We start from the raw sequence: 23417 nt of genomic DNA on the forward strand, positions 1-23417 counted from the left end.
TTGGATTGGTCAGAAGAAAGCCGTCCCCTTGCGAGGACGGCGGAATTTCAGGCCAGCAGAGAGCTGAAGGTGAGGTCGAAGAAGATGTCGAAGGCCTCGCCGGACTTGTCCGCCCGGGCCCGCAGGATCGCGCCCTCCCAGGCGCTGGTCAGGTAGCGGGCGGTCCGCTCGGGGTCGAGGCCGGCGCGGATCTCCCCCGCCGCCTGCCCCGCCGCGATCGTCTCGGCCAGCGCCGACGACCAGTAGTCCAGGCCACCCTTCACCCGCAACCGCAGCGGCTCGCTGTGGTCGACCACCTCGGCCGCGAAGTTCCCGTACATGCACCCCTTGGTGTACTCCGACAGCTCCGCCCCCAACGACTCGAAGTGCCGCCGGATCCGCACCACCGGCGCCAGCGACTCGTCCCGCAACAACGGCACCGGCCGCGTCTCGCCGTACCGCTCCAGCGCCACCGCGGCGAGCGCCTCCTTGCTCTCGAAGTGGTTGTAGAACGACCCCTTCGGCACCCCCGCCCGATCGGTGATGTCCTTCACCGCCGCCGCATTGAACCCTCGCTCCAGGAACAACTCCACCCCGGACTCGAGGATCTCCTCCCGCATACTCCGTCTGGCCATGTTTCCAATATGACCGGTCGTCTCAGAAACCACAAGCCGCGCTCAGACTTTCGGTTCGGCACGAATGGTTTGTCCGGCGCGACGAGGCGTGCCTGAATGGCGGCCGACAGCTGTCGAAAGGGAGCAGATGACTGTACGCAGAACGGTCCGCCGGTTGATCCAGCTAGCAGTGGTCGGGGCGATGGCCATGGGGATGGCCACAGTGACCGGGGTGCTGCCGGCCTCCGCGGAAGACTACGCGTTCCTCTACGTCAACCAGGGCAGCCGCAACGGGTGCCTTGACCTGGGCAGCTACGCCAGCGGCTCGCCGGTCTTCTTGGCTCGTTGCAACGCAACTCTGGTGAGCCAGAAATGGATTCCGCAGGACAACGGACTGCTCCGGAACAAGGGAGCCGGCAATGGGTGTCTGGACCTGACCTCGTATCAGAACGGCGGGCAGGCGGTGCTGACTCCTTGCGACGGGCGTCTCAGTCAGCAGTGGGTCGAGGAGCAGCTCCCTGGAGGCCCGCTCGTGATGCTGCGCAGCGTCGGTAGCGGCGATGGCTGCCTCCAGTTCGCCGCGTACACCACGGGCACGCCGGCCACGTTGACCCGCTGCGCCGACAACGACCCGCACCAGGTGTGGGAAGTGACGTACCTGGGCTAGACCGGCTCGGGTTCGCGGATGCGTTGGGAGATGACCGCGGAGACGCCGTCGCCGCGCATGGTGACGCCGTACAGGGCGTCGGCGACCTCCATGGTGCGCTTCTGGTGGGTGATGACCAGGAGCTGGCTGTTCTCGCGGAGTTCTTCGTAGATCTCCAGGAGGCGGCCGAGGTTGGTGTCGTCGAGGGCGGCCTCGACCTCGTCCAGGATGTAGAAGGGCGAGGGACGGGCCTTGAAGAGGGCGACCAGGAAGGCGACCGCGACCAGGGAGCGCTCGCCGCCGGAGAGCAGCGAGAGGCGCTTGACCTTCTTGCCGGGTGGGCGCGCCTCGACATCGATGCCGGTGGCGAGCATGTCGTCGGGGTCGGTGAGGATCAGGCGGCCTTCGCCGCCGGGGAAGAGCCGGCTGAAGACGTGCTGGAAGGCGATCTCGACGTCGCGGTAGGCCTCGGTGAAGACCTGCTCGACGCGGTCGTCGACCTCCTTGACGATGTCCATCAGGTCGCGGCGGGACTTGCGCAGGTCCTCGAGCTGCTCGGACAGGAAGCGGTGCCGCTCCTCCATCGCGTCGAACTCCTCGAGCGCGAGCGGGTTGATCCGGCCCAGCTGGTTCAGCGAGCGCTCGGCGGACTTGAGGCGCTTCTCGACCTTGGCGCGGTCGAAGGGTTCGCCCTCGAGCTCCAGGGTGTTGTCGTCGCCGTCCTTGGGCAGCGGCGGCACCAGCTGGTCGGGACCGTACTCCGCGACGAGCGCCTCGACCGCGATGCCCAGCTCGCCGAGCGCCTTCTCGTACAGCTGCTCGAGCCGCATCTTCTGCTCGGCCCGGGCCAGCGCGTCGCGGTGGACGGTGTTGGTCAGCTGCTCCAGCTCGGAGCTCAGGTTGCGGGTGGCGGACCGGGCTTGCGCGAGCGCCTGCTCGCGGTCGGCGCGCTGGGCCTGGATCGCGGCACGCTCGGTCGCGGCCAGGTGCAGCGAGTTCTCCAACCGGGCCAGCACGTGGCCGGTCGCGAGGTGGACAGCCTGGGCAGCCTCGGACTGGCGAGCGCGGCGAGCAGCACGAGCGACCGCACGGGCCCGCGCTTCGCGCTCCTGGCGAGCTGAACGCTCCAGCTGGTCAGCCCGGCCGGACAGCGCCCGGGCCCGCTCTTCGGTGGTGCGCAGCGCGAGCCGCGCCTCCATCTCGGCGGCACGCCCGGCCTTGGCGGACTCGGAGAGCTGGTCGCGGGTCGACGTGTCGGGCTCGTCGCCGTCCTCGTCGAACATCTCGGCGTCGGTCAGCCGCTCTTCGAGCTCGGCCAGACCGGACAGGTTCTTGTCGCGCTCGGCCTCGGCCGCGGCGATCGCCTCGGCCATCCGCTGCGCCTCGCCACGGGACGCCTTGGCCAGCGACCCGAAGTGCGCGAGCTGCTCGGCGACCGCCGCCATCGCGGCATCCGACTCGTGCAGCCGGGCCAGCGTGATCTCGACGGACTCCTTCTGCCGGGACCGCTCGTCCTCCATACCGGCCAGCTCGAACCGCAGCCGCTCACTGCGCGCCGTCGCCTCGACCAGCTTCTCGGCGGCCTCGTCGACCGCCGACTGCACCTCGATCAGGCTCGGGGCCGCGTCAGATCCGCCGTACGCGAAGTGCGCACCCAGTACGTCGCCCGCTCGCGTCGAGCACGTGACGTCGGGCAAACCGCGGACCAGCGACTGCGCCGCCGGTACGTCGTCCACGATCGCGACCTTGCGGAGGAGTCGGCGCAGCGCGGGGCGCAGGTTCTGCGGGCACTCCACGACATCGACGGCGTACACAGCGCCGTACGGCAGGGTCGGCCAGCTTGGGTAGTCGTCGGTCGGAGCGTCGCCCAGGAGCATCCCGGCGCGGCCGAGGTCGTGCTCCTTCAGGTGACCGACCGCGGCCAGGGCGGCGTCGGCGTGGGTGATGGCGACCGCGTCGGCGGCCTCGCCAAGAGCGGCCGCGATGGCCGTCTCGTACCCGGAGCGCACGCTCAGCAGCGCCGCGACCGAACCCATCAGGCCGTTGACCTGCTCGGACGCGGCCAGCAGAGCGCCGGCGCCGTCCTTGCGGTTCAGGCCCAGCTCCAGCGCCTCCTTGCGGGCGCTCAGACCGGTCCGCTCACGCTCGGCGTCCCGCTCCTCGGCGCGCAGCTTGGCCAGCCGCTCGTCCAGCTCGTCCAGAACCGATTGAGCCGCCTCGTACTGGTCGTCCAGACCGCGCTCACCGGCATCCAGCCCGGCGACCTGGGTCTCCAGCGCGGTGAAGTCATGCTGGGCCTTGGCCGCGCGGGCCTCGGCCTCGTTCATGTTCGTGGCGAGGCGGCCGATCTCGGACTCGGCGGCGGCCGCGCGGCTCTTCAGCGCGTTCACCTGACCGGTCAGACGGGCCAGGCCCTCGCGGCGATCGGCGGCAGCCCGGATGAGCGCGGAGATCCGGCGCTCCTCCTCGGCCTCCTGGTTCTCCAGCACCTGGCGGCGCTCGACGGCCTCGGCCAGCAGCTCGGAGTGTGCCTCGACCTCGGCCTCGATCTGCGCCTCGGTCTCGCGCACCCGGGCCGCCTCGAGCTCGAGCTCCTCGGGGTCCCGGCCGGAGCGCGGGCCGTCGTCGGCCTCGTCGTTCAGCGAGCGGATCCGGTCGGCGGCGATCCGGGCGGTGCCCTTGATCTTCTCGCCGAACCCGGACAGCTGGTACCAGGTGTCCTGCGCGGCCTGCAGCGCCGGCGCGTCTTCGCGGAGCGCCTCCTCGAGCTCGGCCTCCAGGTCGCGCGCCTCGCGCAGCTTGGCCTCGATCTCGGTACGGCGCTCTGTCATCCGCGCCTCGTCGGCCAGCTCGGCCTCGAGCGCGGACTGGGCCTGGACGATGTCGTCGGCGAGCAACCGGGCCCGGCCGTCGCGGACCTCGGCCTGGATCGTCACCGCCCGGCGCGCCACCTCCGCCTGGCGCCCGAGCGGCTTCAGCTGGCGACGGATCTCCTGGATCAGGTCACCGAGCCGGTGCAGGTTGCCCTCGGTGGCCTCCAGCTTCCGGATCGCCTTCTCTTTACGCTTGCGGTGCTTGAGGACACCGGCGGCCTCCTCGACGAAGCCGCGGCGGCCCTCGGGGGTCGCGCGCAGGATCGAGTCGAGCTGGCCCTGGCCGACGATGACGTGCATCTCGCGCCCGATACCGGAGTCGCTGAGCAGCTCCTGGACATCCAGCAGCCGGCAGCTCTGGCCGTTGATCTGGTAGTCCGAGCCGCCGTTGCGGAACATCGTCCGGCTGATCGTCACCTCGGCGTACTCGATCGGGAGCGCGCCGTCGGTGTTGTCGATGGTGAGCACCACCTCGGCGCGGCCCAGCGGGCTGCGGCCGGAGGTGCCGGCGAAGATGACGTCCTCCATCTTGCCGCCGCGCAGGGACTTGGCGCCCTGCTCACCCATCACCCAGGCCAGGGCGTCGACGACGTTGGACTTACCGGAGCCGTTCGGGCCGACGATGCAGGTGATCCCCGGTTCGAAGTTCATCGTCGTGGCCGACGCGAACGACTTGAAGCCTCGGAGCGTCATGCTCTTGAGATACAAAGCGATGCTCTCCAACCCGTGAAAGGACAGACGATACCGAAGGAACCGTCGCAACTCGTAACGCTGTCGCTACCCGGGGAAGTAGTTCCGTCGCACAGTCTACAAAGCGCCGTACGCGAAACCGTGGAGGCCTACCGGTCGGAGCGGCAGGCGGGTGGATGTGGGAGCACAACATTTGCGGACAAGCACAACCGGCGGAGGCCCGGACGGGGGCCACCGCCGCCATCGTGCGGTAGTTCAGGTGCGGCCCGGTCCTCAGACCGTGGCAGGAGTGCGCAGAGCCTCGTCGACTGTCAGCAGCCGGCCCTCGTGGACCTGTGCGACGAGATGGTCGTTCTCTGCCTGCAGGCGCATCACGTGCGCCTCCAGATCGGCGACACGCCGGTTGAGCAGACGAACCTGCTCAAGCATGCGCGGGTCAGTGCCTCCAAGATGCCCTAGAAGAGCCTTGGCCATTGTGCTGTCCTCCGGAAGGGTTCTGGCCGGGTGTGCGCACCCCTGCTCAGATCGCGATGGGGAGCGCTGAAAATGTGTACCGTCTTTCAGGGTGACACCCGTAAGGCGGGCGGTCAACCTGGGCCACACTTATTAACAATACCTCGCTCACCAGCGGACGAGCCGCGGAACCGGCTGGCATCTCGGACAGCGGTACGACGAACGGTTCATGAACGGCTCGCGGCGGATCGGGCGGCCGTCCCGGGGGCACGGCGAACCCTCCTGCCCGTAGACGTTCAGACCGCGTTCGAAATAACCCGATTCGCCGTTCACGTTGACGTACAGGGCGTCGAAGCTGGTGCCGCCGACATCCAGCGCCTCGGCCATCACCTCATGGGCATGACGGAGAATTTCCCTTGCCTGCAAGGGTTTCAGCGATTCGGTGGCCCGCGCGTAATGCAGTTTCGCGCGCCACAACGCCTCGTCGGCATAGATGTTGCCGATCCCGCTGACGACTGTCTGGTCCAGCAAGGCCCGCTTCAGGCCGGTCTTGCGGCGCCGGAGCGCGGCGGCCGCGGCCTCGGCGTCGAACAAAGGATCGAACGGGTCCCGGGCGATGTGGGCGATCTCGGCGGGCAGCTCGGCGCCGCCCTCGGAATAGGACAGACCACCGAACATCCGCTGGTCCACAAAGCGGACCTCTCCACCGTCGTCGGCGAAGCGGATCCGGACCCGCAGGTGGGCCTCGTCCGGCGCGCCGACCGGCTGGACCCGGAACTGGCCGCTCATCCCGAGGTGGGTGAGGACCGCGTCACCCGAGGTGAGCGGCAGCCAGAGATACTTCCCGCGCCGGGCCGGCTCCGCGAACACCTGCCCCTTGAGCCGGGCGACGAAATCGTCCGGCCCCGCGGCATGACGCCGTACCGGGCGGGGGTGCAGGACCTCGACCGCGTCGATCGTCCGGCCGGTGGTGAAGTCCGCCAGACCGCGGCGGACGACCTCTACTTCGGGAAGCTCGGGCACCTAGGGCTGCTGGGAGGGATCCGTGCTGTCGGGATGCGCGGCGCGCAGGGCCTTCCAGGCGGTCTCGGCGGCCTGCTGCTCGGCTTCCTTCTTGCTCCGGCCGATGCCGTGACCGTAGGTGTCGGCACCGATCCGGACCCGCGCCTCGAACGTCTTGGCGTGGTCGGGACCGGACTCGGCGATCACGTACTCCGGGACGCCGACGCCGAGCTGGGCGACCAGCTCCTGCAGTGACGTCTTCCAGTCCAGGCCGGCGCCGAGCCGGGCCGAGGACTCCATCAGGTCGTCGAACAGCCGGTGCACGACGCTGCCGGCCACCTCGAACCCGCGGTCCAGGTAGACGGCGCCGATCAGCGCCTCGACGCAGTCGGCCAGGATCGACGACTTGTCCCGGCCGCCGGTGGCTTCCTCCCCGCGGCCGAGCCGCAGGTACTTGCCCAGTTTCAGCTCGCGGGCGACTCCCGCGAGGGCGCGCATGTTGACCACGGCGGCGCGCAGCTTGGCCAGCCGGCCCTCGGAAAGGTCCGGATGGTTGCGGAACAGCGACTCCGTGACGATGACCCCGAGCACGGAGTCCCCGAGGAACTCCAGCCGCTCGTTGGTCGGCAACCCGCCGTTCTCGTACGCGAACGAACGGTGGGTGAAGGCGTGCTCCAGCAAATTGTCAGCCAGCGCTACGCCGAGCCGTTCGTTCAGCTCGGCGTAGAGCCCCCCATGCGCCGAGGCAGGCTCAGCGTTGACCGATGAATTCACTGATGGGTGCCGTTTAGCTCTCGACGACCTGGCGACGCTCGCCCTTCGCGCCGTACTGGCCGCAGGTGGGGCAAACGGTGTGCTGCAGGTGCTTGGCGCGGCAGGCGGGGTTCACGCAGGTCACCAGCGCCGGCGCAGTGGTCTTCCACTGAGCCCGGCGGTTGCGGGTGTTGCTGCGCGACATCTTCCGCTTCGGAACGGCCACGGTTATGACTCCTCGGTTCGGCCGGGGGCTGGTTGACCCGGCCGGCTGGTGTGCGTGTGTTCGATGTTCAGTTGTCTTGCTGGTCGTTCTGGAGCAGTCCGCCCAGGGCGGCCCACCGGGGGTCGGCCGCGTCCTCGTGCTTGTGTCCGGGCTCCTCCACCAGGCGCACCCCGCACTCGGGGCACAGTCCCGGACAGTCGTCCGTGCACAACGGCTGGAACGGCAGCGCAAGCACCACCTGATCCCGCAGCGCCGGCTCGAGGTCGATCAGATCGCCCTCCATCCGGCTGGCCTCGTCCGGCTCGGCCTCGCTCTCCGGGTAGACGTACAGCTCCTGGACGTCAGCGAGGAACTCGTCCTCGATATCGACCAGGCACCGCGCGCACTCCCCGACCAGCCGGCCACTGGCCGATCCGGTGACGAGAACCCCTTCGACCACCGATTCCAGCCGCAGATCGAACTGGATCGGATCGCCCTCGGGGACGCCGATCACATCGATACCGAGATCTGCCGGTGCTGCGGCCGTGAAGGAGACTTCGCGCTGGGACCCGGCGCGGCGTGACAGCTCGTGGGTGTCGATCACGAGTGGGGACCGCGGATCCAAGACGCTCAGGGCTTCCCTTTCAGGCGTGGGCAGGCATAAATCTCGGTCTCAACGAGACCGGTAGACCACATTATCAACTACCCGGCCCGACACCCAATTCGGGGCCTATCGGTGTTTCGCCAGTAACCGTGCGTGAACACTGACCGTCACGAACGTGGACACGTCGCCACCGAGCTTGGCGATCTCCTTGACCCAGCTCGACGAGATGAAGCTGTGGTCGGCCGCGCTCGGCAGGAAGACGGTGTCGACGCCGGTCATCCGCCGGTTCAGGTGGGCCATCTGCAGCTCGTAGTCGTAGTCGGCCGCGGTCCGCAGGCCCTTCACGATCACGCTCGCGCCCTGCTCGGTGCAGAAGTCGACCAGCAGCCCGTCGAAGGTGGCGATCCGGACGTTCGGGAACGGTTCGGCGAGTTCGGTCAGCATCTCGACCCGCTCGTCGTCGCTGAACAGCCGCTTCTTGGACTGGTTCACCCCGGCCGCGACGATCAGCTCCTCGAAGGCGCCGGCCGCGCGGGCGATCACGTCCAGGTGGCCGATCGTGGGCGGGTCGAACGAGCCCGGAAACACAGCCTTAGCCATGTCGGTGACCGTACCAAAGACGCGCCTCGCCGTACTTGCGGTCACGCAGCCCGGTGAACCCCTCCGGCCACTCCCACGGCTCCCGCTTCCCACGCTCGACGACCACGAAGGCGTCCGCCGCGAGCCAGCCGTTCGCGGCCAACGCGACCAGCACGTCCTGCAGTTCGGCGGTCTCCAGCTTGTACGGCGGGTCGGCGTACAGCAGGTCGAATTCGGCCGGAGCCTCCCCCGCGGCGAGCTTCTCGACCGGACGACTCAGCACCGTGACCCCGGGCAGCCCGACGACCTTGATGTTCGCCGCGATCACCTCGGCCGCTCTCCGATCCGCCTCGACCAGAACCACCTTGGCCGCACCACGGGACAGCGCCTCAAGCCCGATCGCCCCGGACCCGGCGTACAGGTCGAGGACGGTCACCCCGTCGAAGCTGCCGAACTCCGCCTCCAGCGACGAGAACAACGCCTCCCTGGTCCGGTCCGCCGTCGGCCGCGTGCCGTCCCCCGGCGGTACGGCGAGCCGCCGCCCGCCCGCGACTCCCCCGATCACCCGTGTCATGTCTTCTCCAGGTACTCGGTGGATTCGGACTCCAGCGCGCTCTGCACGAAAGAACGCAGGGCTGGGTAGTCGGCCAGCCCGGGGTCGACCGAGATCAGGGATTGGGCCACGTGGCGGGCGGTGAAGATGATCTCCTCGTCCCGCAGCACGCTCAGCAGCTTCAGGCTGCTCCGCTTGCCCGACTGCGCCACGCCCAGTACGTCGCCCTCGCGACGCGTCTCCAGGTCGATCCGGGACAGCTCGAATCCGTCCGTCGTCGACGCCACCGCGGCCAGCCGCCCGTACGACTTCGTCCCGTCCCACAGGTCCGTGACCAGCAGGCACAGCCCCGGCACCTTGCCCCGGCCGACCCGGCCGCGCAGCTGGTGCAGCTGCGAGATGCCGAACCGGTCGGCGTCCATGATCACCATCGTCGAGGCGTTCGGTACGTCGACGCCGACCTCGATCACCGTGGTCGCGATCAGTACGTCGACCTCGCCGGCCGCGAATCGGGTCATCACCGCGTCCTTCTCGTCGGCCGGCAACCGGCCGTGCAGGATCTCGACCCGCAGGCCGTGCAGGATCTCGGCCAGCGCCTCGGAGACCTGCAGGACCGAGATCGGCGGCCGGGCCTGCTTCTTGCCGTCGCCCTCCTCGTCCCCGGCGGCCAGATCGCCTTCCTCGTCGGCCGCGTTCTTCACGTCGTCGCCGATCCGCGGACAGACGACGTACGCCTGGTGGCCCTTGCCGACCTCCTCGCGGACCCGCGCCCAGGCCCGGTCCAGCCAGTCCGGCTTCTGCTTGGCCGGTACGACGGAGGACTGGATCGGCGACCGTCCGGCCGGCAGCTCGGTCAGTGTCGAGACCGCGAGGTCGCCGAACACCGTCATCGCGACCGTGCGCGGGATCGGGGTCGCCGTCATCACCAGCACGTGCGGCGTGTTCTCGCCCGATTTCGCGCTCAGCGCCGCCCGCTGCTCGACCCCGAACCGGTGCTGCTCGTCGACCACGACGAGCCCGAGATCGGCGAACTGCACCTTGTCCTCGAGCAACGCGTGCGTCCCGACCACGATCCCGGCGGCTCCACTCGCGGCGTCCAACATCGCCGTACGGCGGGCTGCCGCGTTCAGCGAACCGGTCAGCAGCCCGACCTTGGTCGCGTGCTCAGCACCACCGAGCATGCCTTGCTCGGCGAGGTCACCGAGCATCCTGGTCAGCGTCTTGTGGTGCTGCGTGGCGAGCACCTCGGTCGGCGCCAGCAGGACCGCCTGACCGCCGTTGTCGACCACCGACAGCATCGCCCGCAGCGCCACCACGGTCTTGCCGGAACCGACCTCACCCTGCAGCAACCGGTGCATCGGATGTGGTCGCTCGAGATCGGCGAAGATCTCCTCCCCCACCTCGGCCTGGCCGGCGGTCAGCGAGAACGGCAGCCGCTTGTCGAACTCGTCGAGCAGGCCACCGGACGTCCGCGGCCGGGCGACCGCCTTCAGCGCATCGGTGACTGCGCGACGCTGAGCGAGGATCGTCTGCATGACCAGTGCTTCCTCGAACCGGAACCGGTTCTGGGCGGCGCTGATGTCCTTCTCGGTCTCCGGCAGATGCACCTTTTGCAACGCGTCGACCAGGCCGAGGAGCTTCTCCTTGCGCCGGATGAGTTCCGGCACCGGGTCCTCGAGCTCCTCGCTCAGGTTGTCCAGGACGATCTTGATACTGCGCTCGATCGTTGCTGTCGGCAACTTCGCGGTCGCCGGGTAGAGCGGGCGGAACGGCCGGGCCCGGCGTTCGATCTCGGCCTCGGTGAGGTCCTCGTCGTCGAGGATCTCGGTCCCTGGACCCTTGAGCTGCATGATGTCGCGGAACATCGTCACCTCGCCCCAGAACAGGGCCGCCGTACCGGGGGTCAGCTTGGTGGCCAGCCAGGGCTGGTTGAAGAACGCCAGCTCCAGGTCGTGCCGGCCATCGGTGACCACGACCTTGGTGAGCGTCTTGCGCCGGGTCCACTTCTGGACGTCGGTGAGCGGGATCTCGGCCTTGGTGTCGAGCGAGCGGACGGTGACCTTCTTGACCCGGCCGTTGACCGTTGCCTGGTCGCCGACCTCGAGCTCGTCGAAGGGGGTCAGCTCACCCTTCTTCAGATACCGCCGGGGGTAGTGGCGCAGCAGTTCGCCGACGGTCTCGATCTCGAGCACGTCCGCGAAAGTCTTGGCCGTCTTCGCTCCGACGAAGTCGCGGAGCTTGCGGTCCATATCGGTTTTCATTCCACCCCGATCAGCAACGGGTACCTGTCCTGCCCTCCGTCGTACACCACGACATCGACATCTTTGCGTTGCCGCCGCACGTGCCGCTCGATCGCAGCCGCCAATTCGGGGTCTGCATCGCGCCCGGTGACGATCGTCAGCAGCTCGCCACCACCGCCCAGCAACCTGTCGACGACCCCAACCGCCGCCTCGGTCAGGTCGTCGGTGATGAGCGCGAAGTCACCGTCGACAACGCCCAGCGCATCGCCCACGCGGCAGCGACCGGCCATCGTCCAGGCGTCCTTCACCGCGATCGTGACCGCCCCATGCCGGGTCTGCCCAGCAGCCGCGGACTGGTGGACGACGTCATCGTCGAAGCTAGCCGCAGCATCGTGTACGGCGATCGCCGCCAGCCCCTGGACCTGAGCCCGGGTCGGGATCACGGCCACCCGCAAGCCGTCCTGCCGAGCCGCAGTGGCAGCGGCTTCGGCGACCGCGATGGAGTCCTTGTCGTTCGGCAGCAGCACGATCTCGGCCGCCTGCGACTTCTCGATCGCGGTCAGCAGCTCGCCGGTTGAACACCGCCGGCCTGGTCCGCCCACCACGATCTTGGCGCCAGCCTCGGCGAACAGCGCGGCCAGCCCATCACCTGCGGCGACTGCGATCACCGCCCGACCCGGCGGCGGCTCGTGATGCGGCAGATCGGCGAAGTGCGTCACGCGGATCCGATGCGGCCGACCGATCGCGATCCCGAGCTCGATCGCGGCACCGACATCGTCCGCATGCACATGGACGTTCCAGAGGCCGTCTCCGCCGACCACGACGACCGAGTCACCCAGGTCTGCGAGCTGCCGCCGAAAGTCCGCGACAGCCTCGTCAGCGGCGTCCAGCAGGTACATCACCTCGTACGCCGGCCCGTCCGGGCTGAGGTCACCCGCAACCTCCTGCGGTTCAACCCGAGCCGGTACGTCGATCGTCACGGTCCGCCCGGTGAGCACGGACTCCATCGCCCCGAGGATCACGACCAGCCCCGCTCCCCCGGCGTCGACCACTCCGGCCCGCCGCAGGACATCGAGTTGCTCGGTCGTCCGGGTGAGCGCCAGCCGCGCGGACGCGACCGCGGCCAGGCACACGTCGGCCAGGCTCTTCCCGTCGTTGGCCGCGCTCATTGCCCCGTTGGCGGCCGCGCGGGCGACCGTCAGCATGGTCCCCTCGACCGGTTCCGCGACCGCGCCGTACGCGGCATCAGCGGCGTACGTGAGCGCATCGGCGAAGGCCGCGGCCTCGCTCATCCGCGGATCAGCCAGTACGCCGTCCCTGTCGCGATCCCGCGGCAGGTTCTCGGCCAGCCGCATCCCGCAGGCCCGCACGAGCTGCGAGGTGATCACGCCCGAGTTGCCCCGCGCGCCCAGCAGCGCGCCCCGGCCGAACGCCTGCACCGCCTCCGCGAACGTCAGCTCGCCCTTGGGCAGCGCCTCGCAGGCCGCCTCCCAGGTCAGGTACAGGTTCGTGCCGGTGTCGCCGTCCGGGACCGGGTACACGTTCAGCTCGTCGATCCCGCTCCGGGCCCGCCCCAGCTCCACCAAGGCGGTCCGAGCCCACGCACGCAACACCGCGACCGTCAGTTCCTCCACGCCCGGAAGATTAGTGCCTCGCGGTAGGTTCAGGCCGTGAGCGTGTTGTTCTCGGTTGCGGCCGACAGTTACGAGTGGGCTGTGCGGGAGATCCGTGGGGTGTTCGGGAAGGTGCCGATCCAGCGGGTCGGGGCCGATATCGGGCGGGTGACCGGGCCTGCGGTTCAGGAGCTCGCGGAGGCTTGTGACAGCGGGCGGATCATGTTCGTCCGGCACCTGACCTCGGAGATCGGGAGTTTCGACGAGTTGCCGCCTGGTTATGAGCTCGCGGAGCTGATTCTGGGCGAGCTGCCGGAGTATCCGAAGGCGCTTGCCGTGCAGGCGTGGACGGACCGTGCGGGGACCGGTGGGTCGTACTTCCACCGGATCGAGGAGGCGCTCGGCGAGCGCGGTGTGAGCGTGACCCGCTCGGATCAGAAGTGGGTCGTGTCGTGTTTCGAGAGCCCGCGGACGATCCTGCTCGGCGTGAACCGGCTGGCGGACAGCTTGTCGGACTGGCCGGGTGGGCGGATGCGGCTGGCGCGGGGCGAGGAGCGGGTGTCGCGGTCGGAGTTCAAGCTGGAGGAAGCGATCGCGACCTTCGGGCTGGAGCTGCCGGCGGGCGGCAAGGCGGTCGACCTGGGCGCGTCACCGGGCGGGTGGACGCGGATCCTGCGGGAGCACGGGCAGGAGGTTTGGTCGGTCGATCCGGGCTACCTGGATGTGCGGCTGCTGCGGGACCGCGGGATCCATCACGCGGAGACGACGGCCGGCCGGTTCTTCGCGGAGAACCGGGTTCGCTTCGACGTCGTGGTGAACGACATGCGGATGGATCAGATCCTGAGTGCGCGGATGATGATCGACGCGGCCGCGCACCTGCGCCGCGGTGGTTTGGCGGTCGTGACACTGAAGGGTGGCGGGAAGAACCCGCTGGACGGCGCCCGGCGCGGACTCGACGTGCTGCGCGCGGAGTACGACGTACTGCACGCTCGTCAGCTCCACCACAACCGCAACGAGATCACGGTCATCGCAGAACGCCGGTAAACACGAGTAGGCGCCCGGTGTGAAAACCGGGCGCCTAGTCAGGCCCTACACGGAAAGACTTGCGGGTGGGTCAGCCTACGACGCGCTGGACCTTGCCGGCCTTGATGCAGGACGTGCAGACCTTCATGCGGGTCGGGGTTCCCTTGATGATCGCCCGGACCGGCTGGATGTTGGGGTTGAAACGGCGGGGCGTACGAGCCTTGACCCGCCGGATCATCGCGCCCTTACCCAGGCGGGCAACGCTGTTGCCGAACGTCGGCTGCTTGCCGCAGACATCGCACTTCTTAGACATGATTCTCCGTGTTCAGGGTCGTGACACCGACAAACCATGTTACATGGGTGTCAGGGCTCGACCAATTCGGTCAGCAGGCGCTCCTCAGGCAGTGAGGTACGCCACTTCTTCGTCGCTCAGCGAGACGGTCAGACCAGGTGTCGAGGTCCGCGTCTCACTGATGTGCCGAGGCCCGATCAGCGGGAACACCGGGTACGGCTGGTGCAGCAACCAGGCCAGTGCGATCGCGGTCGGCTCGACTCCCTTGGCGGTCGCGAGCTCCCGGGCACGGTCCAGCCTACGGAAGTTCTCGTCGGAGTAGAAACAGCGGACCAGTTCCTCGTCCGACCGGTCCTCCGGCTTGGCCCTTCCGGTGAAGAATCCGCGGGCCTGGCTCGACCACGGGAACAGCGCTACCTGCCGGTCCCGCAACCACGCCTGCGACTCGTCGTCCGACACGTGCCGGCACCCGGCCCACGGTACGTCGTACGCGCGCGCGAGGCTGAGGTGGTTGCTGAGCAGCGTGAACGGCTGCTTGCCGTTCGCGGCCGCATACGCGTTCGCCTCGTCGAACCGCTCCAGCGACCAGTTCGACCCGCCGTACGCCTTGATCCGGCCGGCCTTGAAGTGCTCATCCAGTACGTCGACGAACTCGCCGACCGGGATGTCCTCGTTGTCGCGGTGCATCAGGTAGAGGTCGACGTGGTCGGTCTGCAGCCGCCCGAGGCTCTCTTCGAGCTGCCGGGTGATCGATGCGGGATCGCAGTGCGGGGTGTGCGCACCCTTGCCGATGACAACGACCTCGTCGCGGTTGCCGCGGGTCTTGATCCACTGGCCGAGCAGCTTCTCGCCGTATCCGCCGCCGTAGATGTAGGCGGTGTCGAACGTCGTTCCGCCGCGCTCGACGAAGTCGTCGAAGACGGTGGCGGCGTGGGTGAGGCTGTGCTGGTTGTCCACGCCCATCACGAGCCGCGACACCTGCTTGTCGAAGCCCGGGACCGACCCGTAGGTCATCGGCGCATCGGCCCGCTTGGTCAGCGGCCGGCCGCTCGCGGTCGGGACCGCGGCGTCGTCCCGCTCACTCGAGTACTGCTGACCGATCGCGGCCCGCCAGGCGTCCAGGACGGTCAGGTTGCCGAGGGTGTCGGCCCAGTTCATCTCGGGCGCCTGGCGTTCCGCGATGGCAGCAGCGACCGCTTCGGCCTCGGCCGCGTAAATGAGCGCAGGCTCGGCGGAGATGTCGCGGATCTCCTCGCCGACCTTGTGCAGGGTGACGTGGGTCGGCTTGCCGTCGCCGCCGAACCAGGGGTCCTCGACGATCAGGTAGCCCTTGCTGCCGACGATCCGAACCTGGTTCAGGTCACCGAGGTGGACGCCGGTGGTGACATGCGCGGTGACGCCGCCGTCGAAGAACAGCGTTGCGGCGGTCCATTCGTCGGCGCCGGTCTCGCCGACCGTCCCGACCGCGTTCACGGCGGCAGGTTCGGCGTACGGGAGTCCGCTGTCGGCGCCGGCGATCAGCCGCGCGTAGGAGACCGGGTACCCGCCGACATCCAGGATGCCGCCGCCGGCGAGTTCGTCGGCGTAGATGCGGCTGGTCGGGTTGAAGGAGGCGTTGAAGGCGAAGGTGGCCTCGATGTGGTGCACCTTGCCGAGCTCACCGTCCCGGATCAGCTGGGCGACGAGCTTGGTCTGCGGGAGGCACCGGTACATGTACGCCTCCATCAAGAAGACGTCGTTGCGGACCGCGGCCTCGATGATCGCCTCGGCCCACGCTTTGTTGATCGCCAGCGGCTTCTCGCACAGCACGTGCTTGCCGGCCTCGGCCGCCTTGATCGCCCATTCGGGATGCATCGGGTGCGGGGTCGCGACATACACCGCGTCCACGGTCTCGTCGGCGAGCAACTCGTCGTACGAGCCGTGCCGGTTCGGGATGTTGAAACGCTTGCCGAACTCGTCGGCCGAGGCGAGCGACCGGCTGCCGACCGCGACCACCTCATTGGTCTTCGAGGTCGGCACCTGGTCGGCGAAACGGGACGCGATGTTGCCGGTCCCGAGGATGCCCCAGCGGAGCTTGCTGTCAGTCAAAGTCGATCCCTAGTCAGTGTTTGGGAGAGGTGAGGTCAGAACTTCATGGCGCCGGCGGCGAGGTCGGCGATGAACGAGCGGGCGCCGATCAGGAACACCCCGATCAGCGGGATCACGCTCATCAGCGCACCCGCCATCACCATCGAGTAGTCGGTGCCGTAGATCCCGTTCAGCTGGTCGAGCGCGACCTGCAGCGTGAGCCGGTTCGGATCGGTCATCACGATCAACGGCCACAGGTAGTCGTTCCAGACGTTGATGAAGGTGAAGATGCCGAGGAACGCCAGCCCCGGCCGCAGTACTGGCAGACCGACGGTGAGGTACTGCCGGAAGAAGCCGGCGCCGTCGACCTTGGCGGCCGAGATCAGTTCGTCGGGGATCGCACCCGCGGCGTACTGGCGCATCCAGAAGATGCCGAAGGCGTTCGCGGCGCCGGGGATGATGAGCGCCTTCAGTGAGCCGATCCAGCCGAACTCCGCCAGCGTCACGAACTGCGGCACCAGGGACAGCTGGGCCGGGATCATGAACGTTGCCAGCAGCAACCCGAAGAGGAATTTGCGGCCGGGGAACTCGTACTTCGCGAACGCGAACGCGGCCAGCGAGTCGAAGAACAGCACCAGCACGGTGACCGAGACCGACGCGATCAGCGTCAGCAGCATGGAGCCGAAGAAGTCGACGTTGTCGAGCACCTTGCCCATGTTCTCGAACAGGTGCGAACCGATCAACAGCTTGGGCGGGTAGGCGAAGATGTCGGGTGTGGTGTTGGAGGCCATCACGACCATCCAGTAGAACGGGAGCAGCGAGACCACGACGCCGAGCATCAGCACGACGTGACCGACTACTGTGCGCAGGCGCTCAACGGACCCCATGTGCCGCCTCCTTCTCTTGCGCTGCCTTCTGTACGGCGATCTTCCGGTCCGCGCGGCGTTTCGCCCGGCTGGCCAGGCGTTGTTCGTCGGTACCGCCGATCAGCCGCCAGTTGATGATGCTGAACAGCACGATCAGGATGAACAAGGCCCAGCCGATGGCGGCGCCGTACCCGAACTGGTTCTTGATGAACGCACTCTGGTAGAGGTACGAGACGATCGTCATACCGGCGTCACCCGGTCCGCCGATGTTGTTGGTGTCGCCGAACAGCACCCGGGACTCGGTGAAGATCTGCAGGCCGCCGATGGTCGAGGTGACCACGGTGAACAGGATGACCGGGCGCAGCATCGGCACGGTGATCCGCCAGAACGTCTGTCGCGGGCTGGCGCCGTCGACCTTGGCGGCCTCGTAGACGTCGGCCGAGATCGCTTGCAGGCCGGCCAGGAAGATGATCGCGTTGTAGCCGACCCAGCGCCAGGTGACGATGGTGGCGATCGCGATCTTGATCCCCCACGGCTGGGTCAGCCACTCGACCTTGGCGATCCCGATCGACTGCAGGAACGCGTTCAGCAGACCGAAGTTGTTGCTGAAGACCGAGCCGAAGACGAGGGTGACGGCGACGACCGAGGTGACGTTCGGGATGAAGTACGCGATCCGGTAGAAGGTGCGGAACCGGGTCGCGTTGTGCAGCGCGTTCGCCAGTACCAGCGCGAGCAGCAGCATCGGGACTGTGGACAGCACCCAGATGATCATCGTGTTGCCGATGGTCTTCCAGAACTTCGGATCGCTGATCAGGTAGCTGTACTGCTCGAGCCCGACCCATTTCATCGGGCCGATGCCGTCCCAGGAATGGAACGAGATCCAGATCGAGAACAGGATCGGGAACGCGCCGAAGATCGCGAACAGGATGAAGAACGGCGAGATGGCGGCGTACTGCGGGAAGGCCTGGCGGAATTTGTTCGGCGGCTTCTCCGCGGTCGTCGCGGTGGTTTGTTTCAGGGCGGGAAGTGTCTTGGTCGCGGTCATCTCAGATCGCCCCCGCCCGGGTCAGTTCCCGCTCGATCTGCCGTTGCGCGTCGCTCCAGGCCTGGTCCGGTGACTTGCCGGCGGTCTCGACGTTGACCAGCTCGGCGCTGAGCGGCGAGCCGATGATCGAGTCGTACGGCGAGAAGTAGGCGCCCGGGTACTTCTTGGCGGATTCGGCGAACACGTCGACGATTTGCTGCCCGCCGAAGAAGTCGTCCGGCGCGCTCAGCCGGGGATCGGTGTAGGAGGCCGGCGTGGACGGGAAGAGCACCGGGTCGAGGAAGGCCTCGGCCTGGTTCTTCGCGGTCTCCAGCCAGCTGATGAAGGCGAATGCGGCCTGCGGGTTCTTGCAGTACTTGGTGATCGCCAGGAACGATCCACCGCGGTTGCCGGCGCCACCAGGAGCCGCAGTCACCCGCCAGAGTCCCTTCGTCTTCGGCGCCGCGTTCTTCGGGCCGAGCTGCGCCCACCAGACGGCAGCGTTGAAGGCCACCAGCTTGCCGTTGCTGATGATCGCCTTCGCGTCGGTCGACCCGTCCTGCGCATTGGCCGACAACCCTTCCTTGACCACCCGTACGGCGAGATCGAACGCCTCGCGGACGTGGTCCTGGTCGCCGATGTACTGGCCGTCGGCGGTCATGTACCGCTTCGGCTGCTGAGCCATCCGGTAGGAGAAGATGCTGTTCACGTTGTCGGTGATCGCGGAGCCGGGGACGGCCTGTTTGATCTTGTTACCGAGCGCGATGTAGGTGTCCCAGTCCGGCGCCTGTCCCGCGATCGCGGCCGGATCGACGTCGATCCCGGCCTTGCCGAGGATGTCGCTGCGGTAGAACAGCGCGGTCGGGCCGGTGTCCATCGGATAGGCCATCATCTTGTTCTGCGGGGTGACGCCGAGCTTCCACTTCCAGGGCAGGAAGTCGGATTCGCGTTCCTTCGCACCGAGCTCGTACAGGTCGTGGAACTGGTCCGAGTTCGGAAAGTACGTCGCGACGTCGTCGTTGATCGCGACGATGTCCGGTACCAGCGACTTGCCGGCCAGGGCGGTCAGCACCTTGGTCTTGTAGTTGCTGCCGATCCGGGTCATCGACAGCTTCAGGCCGTCGTACCCCGGGATGGCTTTCTCGGCCTGTCCGATCAGGTCGTCGTTGACCGAGCCGACCCAGGTCCACATGCTCAGTTCGTTCGCGGTCCCCAGTGAACTGCGGGAACCGCACCCGGTCAGCCCAGTCATCCCGGTCAACCCGGCGGCGGTGGCGGCACCGCCTGCAAGGAACGTCCTTCTGCTCAGCGGCATAGCCTCACCTGGCGCTTTCTGTTGGATTTCGCCGGAAGGTGTCTAATCGTGTTTACGTAGCCATTAGGTAAGCGCATACCGACTTAACCGGTCAAGGGGTAGCGGTCCCCCGGACTGACAGGATGGGCGCATGACGCCCTCGATCACCACCGTCCTCTTCGACGCCGACGGCGTCATCCAGCGCGGCACCCACGACTGGGCCGCCCGACTCCACGCCATGGTCGACGGTGACGGCGAGGCCTTCGTCAACGACCTGATGCTCGCCGAGCGGCCGGCGATCTGCGGCAAAGAGGAGTTCGAGGACGCACTGGCCGCCGTACTGCGCCGGTGGAACGTGACCGCGACCCTGGACGAGGCTATTGAGCCATGGAGCTGGTTCGCGGCTGAGCCGGTGGTCGTCGACCTGATCCAGGACCTGCGGCAGGCCGGCATCAAGTGCCACCTGGCCACCAACCAGCACGCCTATCGCCGAGCCATCATGAACGACGAACGCGGGTACGCCGCTCTGTTCGACCAGTCGTTCTATTCGTGCGACCTGGGGTTGGCCAAGCCCGACCCGGCCTACTTCCGCGCCATCCTCGCTGCGACCGGTGCTCCCGCGTCATCAGTCCTGTTCGTCGATGACATCCCGGCCAACGTCGAAGGCGCCCGCTCCGCCGGGCTGCACGCCGAGGTCTACGACCTGGCCGACGGGACCGACGTACTGGTCGCACTGCTCGGTCGCTACGGGCTGCCGATTTCGGCCTGAGGGCTTGTCGGCCCTTGGTACGTGTGGCATCGTCGCGGCCAATTGACAACGTAGGACAGTCACCAGCCGCTCCTGGAGGCACCACATGTCCGATCCGTACCGCCTGAGTCGTCGTGCTGCCCTGGGACTGGGCGCTGGCGTGGGGTTTGGCCTGGGCCTCGGGTCCGCCGTTCCAGCCTCGGCCACCGGGGCCTCGGCGTACCCGAAAGGCCAGCGGCCGCGCCTGCTGACCGTGCTCGACGAGAACTCTTTGACCCTCCCGGAACGGACCCTCGCGACCACTCTGCAAGGCCTGCTCGCCCGACGCGGTCCCGAGACGCTCTACCTGAACCTGCCCTCTCTCGGATACCAGTTCTGGCTGGACGACCTGGTCACCCGCTACGGCGTCCGAACTCAAGAAAGTGACCTGTGGACAACCGTCCGGCGGTCCGGTGTCCGCGGATATGTTCTCTTTCGAGCGGGCACTCCATCGGTCAACGTCGCGACGACGCTGGCCGGTGTCACCGGTGCTGTCGCGATCGAGGAGAGCCTGGAGGCCCTCGCGATCCGCAACGGCCTGCGCAAGGTGCTGGACGTCCGCGACAAGGACGACCGCTGGGTCGTCGACAACTACTGGCACCGCGTGCGGCACGACGTCGCGATCGAACAGAGAGGAGATATCGCCGAGCGACTGCGGGACTACGTCACGATGGCGGGGACGCTCGCCTTCTTCGACGGCAACACGGCCTTCCGGGCCGAAGTGATCGGCAAACTCGACGATGACGCCACCGTCATCGGCTGGGGCGACGCCTCCGCCGGCGAGGACAAGTTCATCGGCCCCAACTCCGACGCCGGCGCCAAAGCGCTGCCCGCCGACCACGCCCGGAACCTCTCAGTCCTGTCCGGCATCCGCAACAACCGCCTGAACCAGAGCGGAGGGGGTGGGGGGAGGGCCCTCGACCCGGACCCGAATGCCCACTACGTGACGTTCCTGATCACCGACGGGGACAACATCCAGTGGATGCTCGGCGACTTCCCGACCGACCGCCGCTGGTTCGGGAGCCCGCATCGCGGCAAGGTCGACCTTGGGTGGGGGATTTCGCCGTCGCTGATCGATCTGGCTCCCTCGGTGATGCGCTGGTACTACGACCAATCCGTCAAGGACCGCTGGGTCGTCGGACCGTCGGGCGGCGGGTACATGTACCCGAGCCGGTATCCGGCGGCGGCGCTCGAAAAGCACACCGCCTCGCTCGCCGACTCCATGGGTCGGGCCGACTTGTCCGTCGTACAGATCATCGACTTCGACTCGTTCGAGAACACCGAACTGTGGTCGTCGTACCTGAAGCGGCGTGAGATCGACGGTCTGATCTACCTCGAGTACTCCCGGTACGACGGCCACAAGGGCAAGGTCGTGTGGGCGGATGGCAAGCCGGTGATCTCGGCGCGGACGATGCTGTGGGACGGTCTGGACGGTGCCGACGAGGCATCGGTCATTGCCGAGCTCAACAATGCGCCCCGCGACCCGCACTCCACGGCTGGCTACTCGGTCGTCCTCTGGCACGCCTGGAGCAAGTCGGTCGACGACGTCATGACCGTCGTCAACGGCCTCGCCCCACACGTGAAGGTCGTCCCGCCGGACACGTTGGTGAAGATGGTCGCCCAGCACGCCAAGCCGTAGCGGTCCCGCGGGACAGCTTGGTGAAGGTGGTCGGCCGGTGCGCCACGGTCTAGGTGTCTCGCGGACCGCCACCACCGTGCAACCCATGCCCCGACGGCTCCCGCACGCTCAATCAAGCGTGCGCCGAGGGCCCAGCGGCCGGTTAGACGGTGGTGGCGGTCCGGCCGTCTCGCAGGAGTCGGCTCACCCGGCGGCGATGTTCCAAATGCCGTGCACGCGGACGCAGGCGCGGGCGTGGAGGTGGACGCAGATGCCATCACAAGTGACCGGTCGAGGCGTTGTCACGCGGGGAGGCGAGGTGCTGCCTGCAATTGTGATGGCGTTGCGGTCCGCACAGGTCACCCAGGAGAAGTCGAAGGCACCCGGCCTGGGCTCGACCTCCACGTGAAGGCGGTTCCGGCGAGCTCGCCCTGCAGGTGAAGGGGGTCTCGCCCTGTACGTGAAGGCGGTCTCGGCGGGTAGCGGACGTCCCCGGCCGAGTTCTTTCGCGCCTGCACCCCGACTCGACCACCAAAGGCGGCCGACCAAAACCAGAGTGCGCGCGACGTGGGTGGCTGGGCTGGTTGGCGAGGTCCGGCGACCGCGGCTGCGCGTCGTCTGGGGCTGACGGGCTGTGGCTGAGGTGCGTGATGCTCGAGGTCTTGCGTTAGTCGGAGGATTTTCGGGTCCAGGCGCCGATTTCGTTCCGACCAACGCGCCAGCTACCGCCGAGCCCCGAGAACGCGGGCCGGCGGTCACCTTGAGCACCCACCAACCAGCTGACACCCCACCGCAACGGTTGAACCGTGCTCAAGGTTGCCCGGCCAGCTCGCCTTGGGCACCGCTCAACCATCTTCCGGCCGCGCACGTGGTTGACCCGTGCACAACGTCGTAGCGGCTCTTGGTGGAGATGGTCGGTCGGCGGGCCCAGCTGCGGGGGACGGTCCGCTTGATGGGGCGGATGCAGATGGACGGGGAGGCCATCACGAGTGGGTGGCGGAGGCGTTGTCACGCAGGGCGCGAGGTGCTGTCTGCAGTTGTGATGGCGCGGCGGTCCGCATGGTGACCTCAGAGGCGTCGGGTGCTGGCCGAGGTTCCGGCGGCAGGTGCGCGGGTCCGGCGTCGGGAACGACACGTAGTAGTGCCCGGAATGCCGCGACGACTGAGTACGGCAGGCGGCGCGGCTCCACGAGCGACGGACTACTACGTGTCCTTCCGTACACCGGGCCGTTCAGCAGGGGCCGGTCCACTTGGCGGAGGCGGCGTTGTTCCAGACGGATGCGCCGTAGCCGGAGAGGCCGAAACCGCGGTCGAACTTCAGGTTGGGATCGCCGCCCTTGCCGTACGTCACACCGCGCGGGATGCAGATGAAGGCGCCGTGGTAGTTGGAGCCCCAGTAGAGGCGGATCGTGTCACATCCCGAGCAGGGGTAACCGCTGTTCTGGATGATGACGTTGTCGTTGGCACAGTCCCCCAAGGTCGGGGTGTTGTTCGGGAAGTCGCACCGAAGGCCGTTGTTGCGCCAGACGCTGAAGTTGCCGTCGTCTGCCGAAGCAGGGGCTGCGGACAAGAAGCCGGTGAGCAGAATGAGAGCGGCTCCGAAGAGCAGGCAGAGTTTTCTCATACCGCAAAGGGTCGGTGC

At 67.9% G+C, this 23417-nt stretch carries 21 protein-coding genes; 4 read left to right on the forward strand and 17 right to left on the reverse strand.

Annotated elements, in window-relative coordinates; translation table 11 throughout:
* Nucleotides 1-47 precede the first annotated feature (47 nt).
* Nucleotides 48-614, reverse strand: coding sequence for a TetR family transcriptional regulator C-terminal domain-containing protein (locus tag ACFTSF_RS23960; RefSeq protein WP_380155874.1), 567 nt, complete (start codon nt 612-614; stop codon nt 48-50).
* Between the two features lie 127 nt (nt 615-741).
* Here ACFTSF_RS23960 and ACFTSF_RS23965 point away from each other — a divergent pair, with 127 nt between their 5' ends.
* Nucleotides 742-1260, forward strand: coding sequence for an RICIN domain-containing protein (locus ACFTSF_RS23965; protein ID WP_380155875.1), 519 nt, complete (start codon nt 742-744; stop codon nt 1258-1260).
* On the opposite strand, the gene smc is transcribed toward ACFTSF_RS23965, so the two are convergent.
* The 10 genes from smc to ACFTSF_RS24015 all read right to left on the reverse strand — a co-directional run bounded on the left by smc (nt 1257) and on the right by ACFTSF_RS24015 (nt 12825).
* Nucleotides 1257-4805, reverse strand: coding sequence for a chromosome segregation protein SMC (gene smc / locus ACFTSF_RS23970; protein WP_344155425.1), 3549 nt, complete (start codon nt 4803-4805; stop codon nt 1257-1259). The two genes, ACFTSF_RS23965 and smc, sit on opposite strands and share 4 nt — an antisense overlap.
* A gap of 270 nt (nt 4806-5075) precedes the next feature.
* Nucleotides 5076-5231, reverse strand: a complete 156-nt coding sequence (locus ACFTSF_RS23975) for a hypothetical protein (protein WP_238176310.1) — start codon at nt 5229-5231, stop codon at nt 5076-5078.
* 192 nt (nt 5232-5423) lie between these two features.
* On the reverse strand, nt 5424-6278 hold the full coding sequence (mutM, locus tag ACFTSF_RS23980; RefSeq protein WP_380155876.1) for a bifunctional DNA-formamidopyrimidine glycosylase/DNA-(apurinic or apyrimidinic site) lyase: 855 nt from the start codon (nt 6276-6278) through the stop codon (nt 5424-5426).
* Nucleotides 6279-7031 carry a ribonuclease III gene (gene rnc / locus ACFTSF_RS23985; RefSeq protein ID WP_344155417.1) on the reverse strand — a complete coding sequence of 251 codons (753 nt, stop codon included), beginning with the start codon at nt 7029-7031 and terminating at the stop codon, nt 6279-6281. It lies immediately after the preceding gene.
* 13 nt (nt 7032-7044) lie between these two features.
* Nucleotides 7045-7236, reverse strand: coding sequence for a 50S ribosomal protein L32 (gene rpmF / locus ACFTSF_RS23990; protein WP_132408468.1), 192 nt, complete (start codon nt 7234-7236; stop codon nt 7045-7047).
* 67 nt (nt 7237-7303) lie between these two features.
* Nucleotides 7304-7819 (reverse strand): YceD family protein, encoded by a 516-nt coding sequence (locus ACFTSF_RS23995; protein WP_344155409.1) that lies wholly within the window; start codon nt 7817-7819, stop codon nt 7304-7306.
* A gap of 126 nt (nt 7820-7945) precedes the next feature.
* Complete coding sequence (gene coaD / locus ACFTSF_RS24000; RefSeq protein ID WP_380155877.1) at nt 7946-8419, reverse strand: pantetheine-phosphate adenylyltransferase; 474 nt, start codon at nt 8417-8419, stop codon at nt 7946-7948.
* Nucleotides 8412-8972, reverse strand: coding sequence for a 16S rRNA (guanine(966)-N(2))-methyltransferase RsmD (gene rsmD, locus ACFTSF_RS24005; protein ID WP_380155878.1), 561 nt, complete (start codon nt 8970-8972; stop codon nt 8412-8414). The genes coaD and rsmD overlap by 8 nt, the downstream gene beginning before the upstream one ends.
* The gene (gene recG, locus ACFTSF_RS24010; RefSeq protein ID WP_380155879.1) at nt 8969-11212 is read right to left on the reverse strand and encodes an ATP-dependent DNA helicase RecG; all 2244 of its coding nucleotides are present in this window, start codon (nt 11210-11212) and stop codon (nt 8969-8971) included. Before recG ends, rsmD begins: the two co-directional genes overlap by 4 nt.
* A complete protein-coding gene (locus tag ACFTSF_RS24015) occupies nt 11209-12825 on the reverse strand; it encodes a DAK2 domain-containing protein (RefSeq protein WP_380155880.1) in 1617 nt (538 codons plus the stop codon). Before ACFTSF_RS24015 ends, recG begins: the two co-directional genes overlap by 4 nt.
* Before the next feature lie 36 nt (nt 12826-12861).
* On the opposite strand from ACFTSF_RS24015, the gene ACFTSF_RS24020 reads away from it, so the two are divergent.
* On the forward strand, nt 12862-13848 hold the full coding sequence (locus ACFTSF_RS24020) for an SAM-dependent methyltransferase (protein ID WP_380155881.1): 987 nt from the start codon (nt 12862-12864) through the stop codon (nt 13846-13848).
* Nucleotides 13849-13918: 70 nt separating this feature from the next.
* Here ACFTSF_RS24020 and rpmB read toward each other — a convergent pair whose 3' ends face one another.
* From rpmB to ACFTSF_RS24045, 5 genes are all read right to left on the reverse strand, one after another.
* Nucleotides 13919-14140 carry a 50S ribosomal protein L28 gene (rpmB, locus tag ACFTSF_RS24025; protein ID WP_184830723.1) on the reverse strand — a complete coding sequence of 74 codons (222 nt, stop codon included), beginning with the start codon at nt 14138-14140 and terminating at the stop codon, nt 13919-13921.
* 84 nt (nt 14141-14224) lie between these two features.
* Nucleotides 14225-16207, reverse strand: coding sequence for an aldo/keto reductase (locus ACFTSF_RS24030; RefSeq protein WP_380155882.1), 1983 nt, complete (start codon nt 16205-16207; stop codon nt 14225-14227).
* A gap of 35 nt (nt 16208-16242) precedes the next feature.
* On the reverse strand, nt 16243-17073 hold the full coding sequence (locus ACFTSF_RS24035) for a carbohydrate ABC transporter permease (protein WP_344155384.1): 831 nt from the start codon (nt 17071-17073) through the stop codon (nt 16243-16245).
* Nucleotides 17060-18097 (reverse strand): carbohydrate ABC transporter permease, encoded by a 1038-nt coding sequence (locus ACFTSF_RS24040; RefSeq protein ID WP_380155883.1) that lies wholly within the window; start codon nt 18095-18097, stop codon nt 17060-17062. Before ACFTSF_RS24040 ends, ACFTSF_RS24035 begins: the two co-directional genes overlap by 14 nt.
* A gap of 1 nt (nt 18098) precedes the next feature.
* Nucleotides 18099-19391 (reverse strand): ABC transporter substrate-binding protein, encoded by a 1293-nt coding sequence (locus ACFTSF_RS24045; RefSeq protein ID WP_380155884.1) that lies wholly within the window; start codon nt 19389-19391, stop codon nt 18099-18101.
* 130 nt (nt 19392-19521) lie between these two features.
* Between ACFTSF_RS24045 and ACFTSF_RS24050 the strand changes: the two genes are divergently transcribed.
* Entirely contained in the window at nt 19522-20139 is a 618-nt protein-coding gene (locus ACFTSF_RS24050; protein WP_380155885.1) for an HAD-IA family hydrolase, read from the forward strand.
* Between the two features lie 85 nt (nt 20140-20224).
* Nucleotides 20225-21796 carry a GxGYxYP domain-containing protein gene (locus ACFTSF_RS24055; protein ID WP_380155886.1) on the forward strand — a complete coding sequence of 524 codons (1572 nt, stop codon included), beginning with the start codon at nt 20225-20227 and terminating at the stop codon, nt 21794-21796.
* Between the two features lie 1210 nt (nt 21797-23006).
* Here the strand turns inward: ACFTSF_RS24055 and ACFTSF_RS24060 are convergent.
* The gene (locus ACFTSF_RS24060; RefSeq protein WP_380155887.1) at nt 23007-23399 is read right to left on the reverse strand and encodes a hypothetical protein; all 393 of its coding nucleotides are present in this window, start codon (nt 23397-23399) and stop codon (nt 23007-23009) included.
* Nucleotides 23400-23417 lie beyond the last annotated feature (18 nt).

This window comes from Kribbella sp. NPDC056951, from assembly GCF_042674205.1.
Lineage (GTDB): Bacteria > Actinomycetota > Actinomycetes > Propionibacteriales > Kribbellaceae > Kribbella > Kribbella yunnanensis.

Bases quoted from the DNA above. Each gene is read 5' to 3' on its own strand.
- ACFTSF_RS23960 (WP_380155874.1), bottom strand. From the start codon at position 614: ATGGCCAGACGGAGTATGCGGGAGGAGATCCTCGAGTCCGGGGTGGAG.
- ACFTSF_RS23965 (WP_380155875.1), top strand. From the start codon at position 742: ATGACTGTACGCAGAACGGTCCGCCGGTTGATCCAGCTAGCAGTGGTC.
- smc (WP_344155425.1), bottom strand. From the start codon at position 4,805: ATGACGCTCCGAGGCTTCAAGTCGTTCGCGTCGGCCACGACGATGAAC.
- ACFTSF_RS23975 (WP_238176310.1), bottom strand. From the start codon at position 5,231: ATGCTTGAGCAGGTTCGTCTGCTCAACCGGCGTGTCGCCGATCTGGAG.
- coaD (WP_380155877.1), bottom strand. From the start codon at position 8,419: ATGGCTAAGGCTGTGTTTCCGGGCTCGTTCGACCCGCCCACGATCGGC.
- rsmD (WP_380155878.1), bottom strand. From the start codon at position 8,972: ATGACACGGGTGATCGGGGGAGTCGCGGGCGGGCGGCGGCTCGCCGTA.
- recG (WP_380155879.1), bottom strand. From the start codon at position 11,212: ATGAAAACCGATATGGACCGCAAGCTCCGCGACTTCGTCGGAGCGAAG.
- rpmB (WP_184830723.1), bottom strand. From the start codon at position 14,140: ATGTCTAAGAAGTGCGATGTCTGCGGCAAGCAGCCGACGTTCGGCAAC.
- ACFTSF_RS24035 (WP_344155384.1), bottom strand. From the start codon at position 17,073: ATGGGGTCCGTTGAGCGCCTGCGCACAGTAGTCGGTCACGTCGTGCTG.
- ACFTSF_RS24040 (WP_380155883.1), bottom strand. From the start codon at position 18,097: ATGACCGCGACCAAGACACTTCCCGCCCTGAAACAAACCACCGCGACG.
- ACFTSF_RS24045 (WP_380155884.1), bottom strand. From the start codon at position 19,391: ATGCCGCTGAGCAGAAGGACGTTCCTTGCAGGCGGTGCCGCCACCGCC.
- ACFTSF_RS24050 (WP_380155885.1), top strand. From the start codon at position 19,522: ATGACGCCCTCGATCACCACCGTCCTCTTCGACGCCGACGGCGTCATC.
- ACFTSF_RS24055 (WP_380155886.1), top strand. From the start codon at position 20,225: ATGTCCGATCCGTACCGCCTGAGTCGTCGTGCTGCCCTGGGACTGGGC.
- ACFTSF_RS24060 (WP_380155887.1), bottom strand. From the start codon at position 23,399: ATGAGAAAACTCTGCCTGCTCTTCGGAGCCGCTCTCATTCTGCTCACC.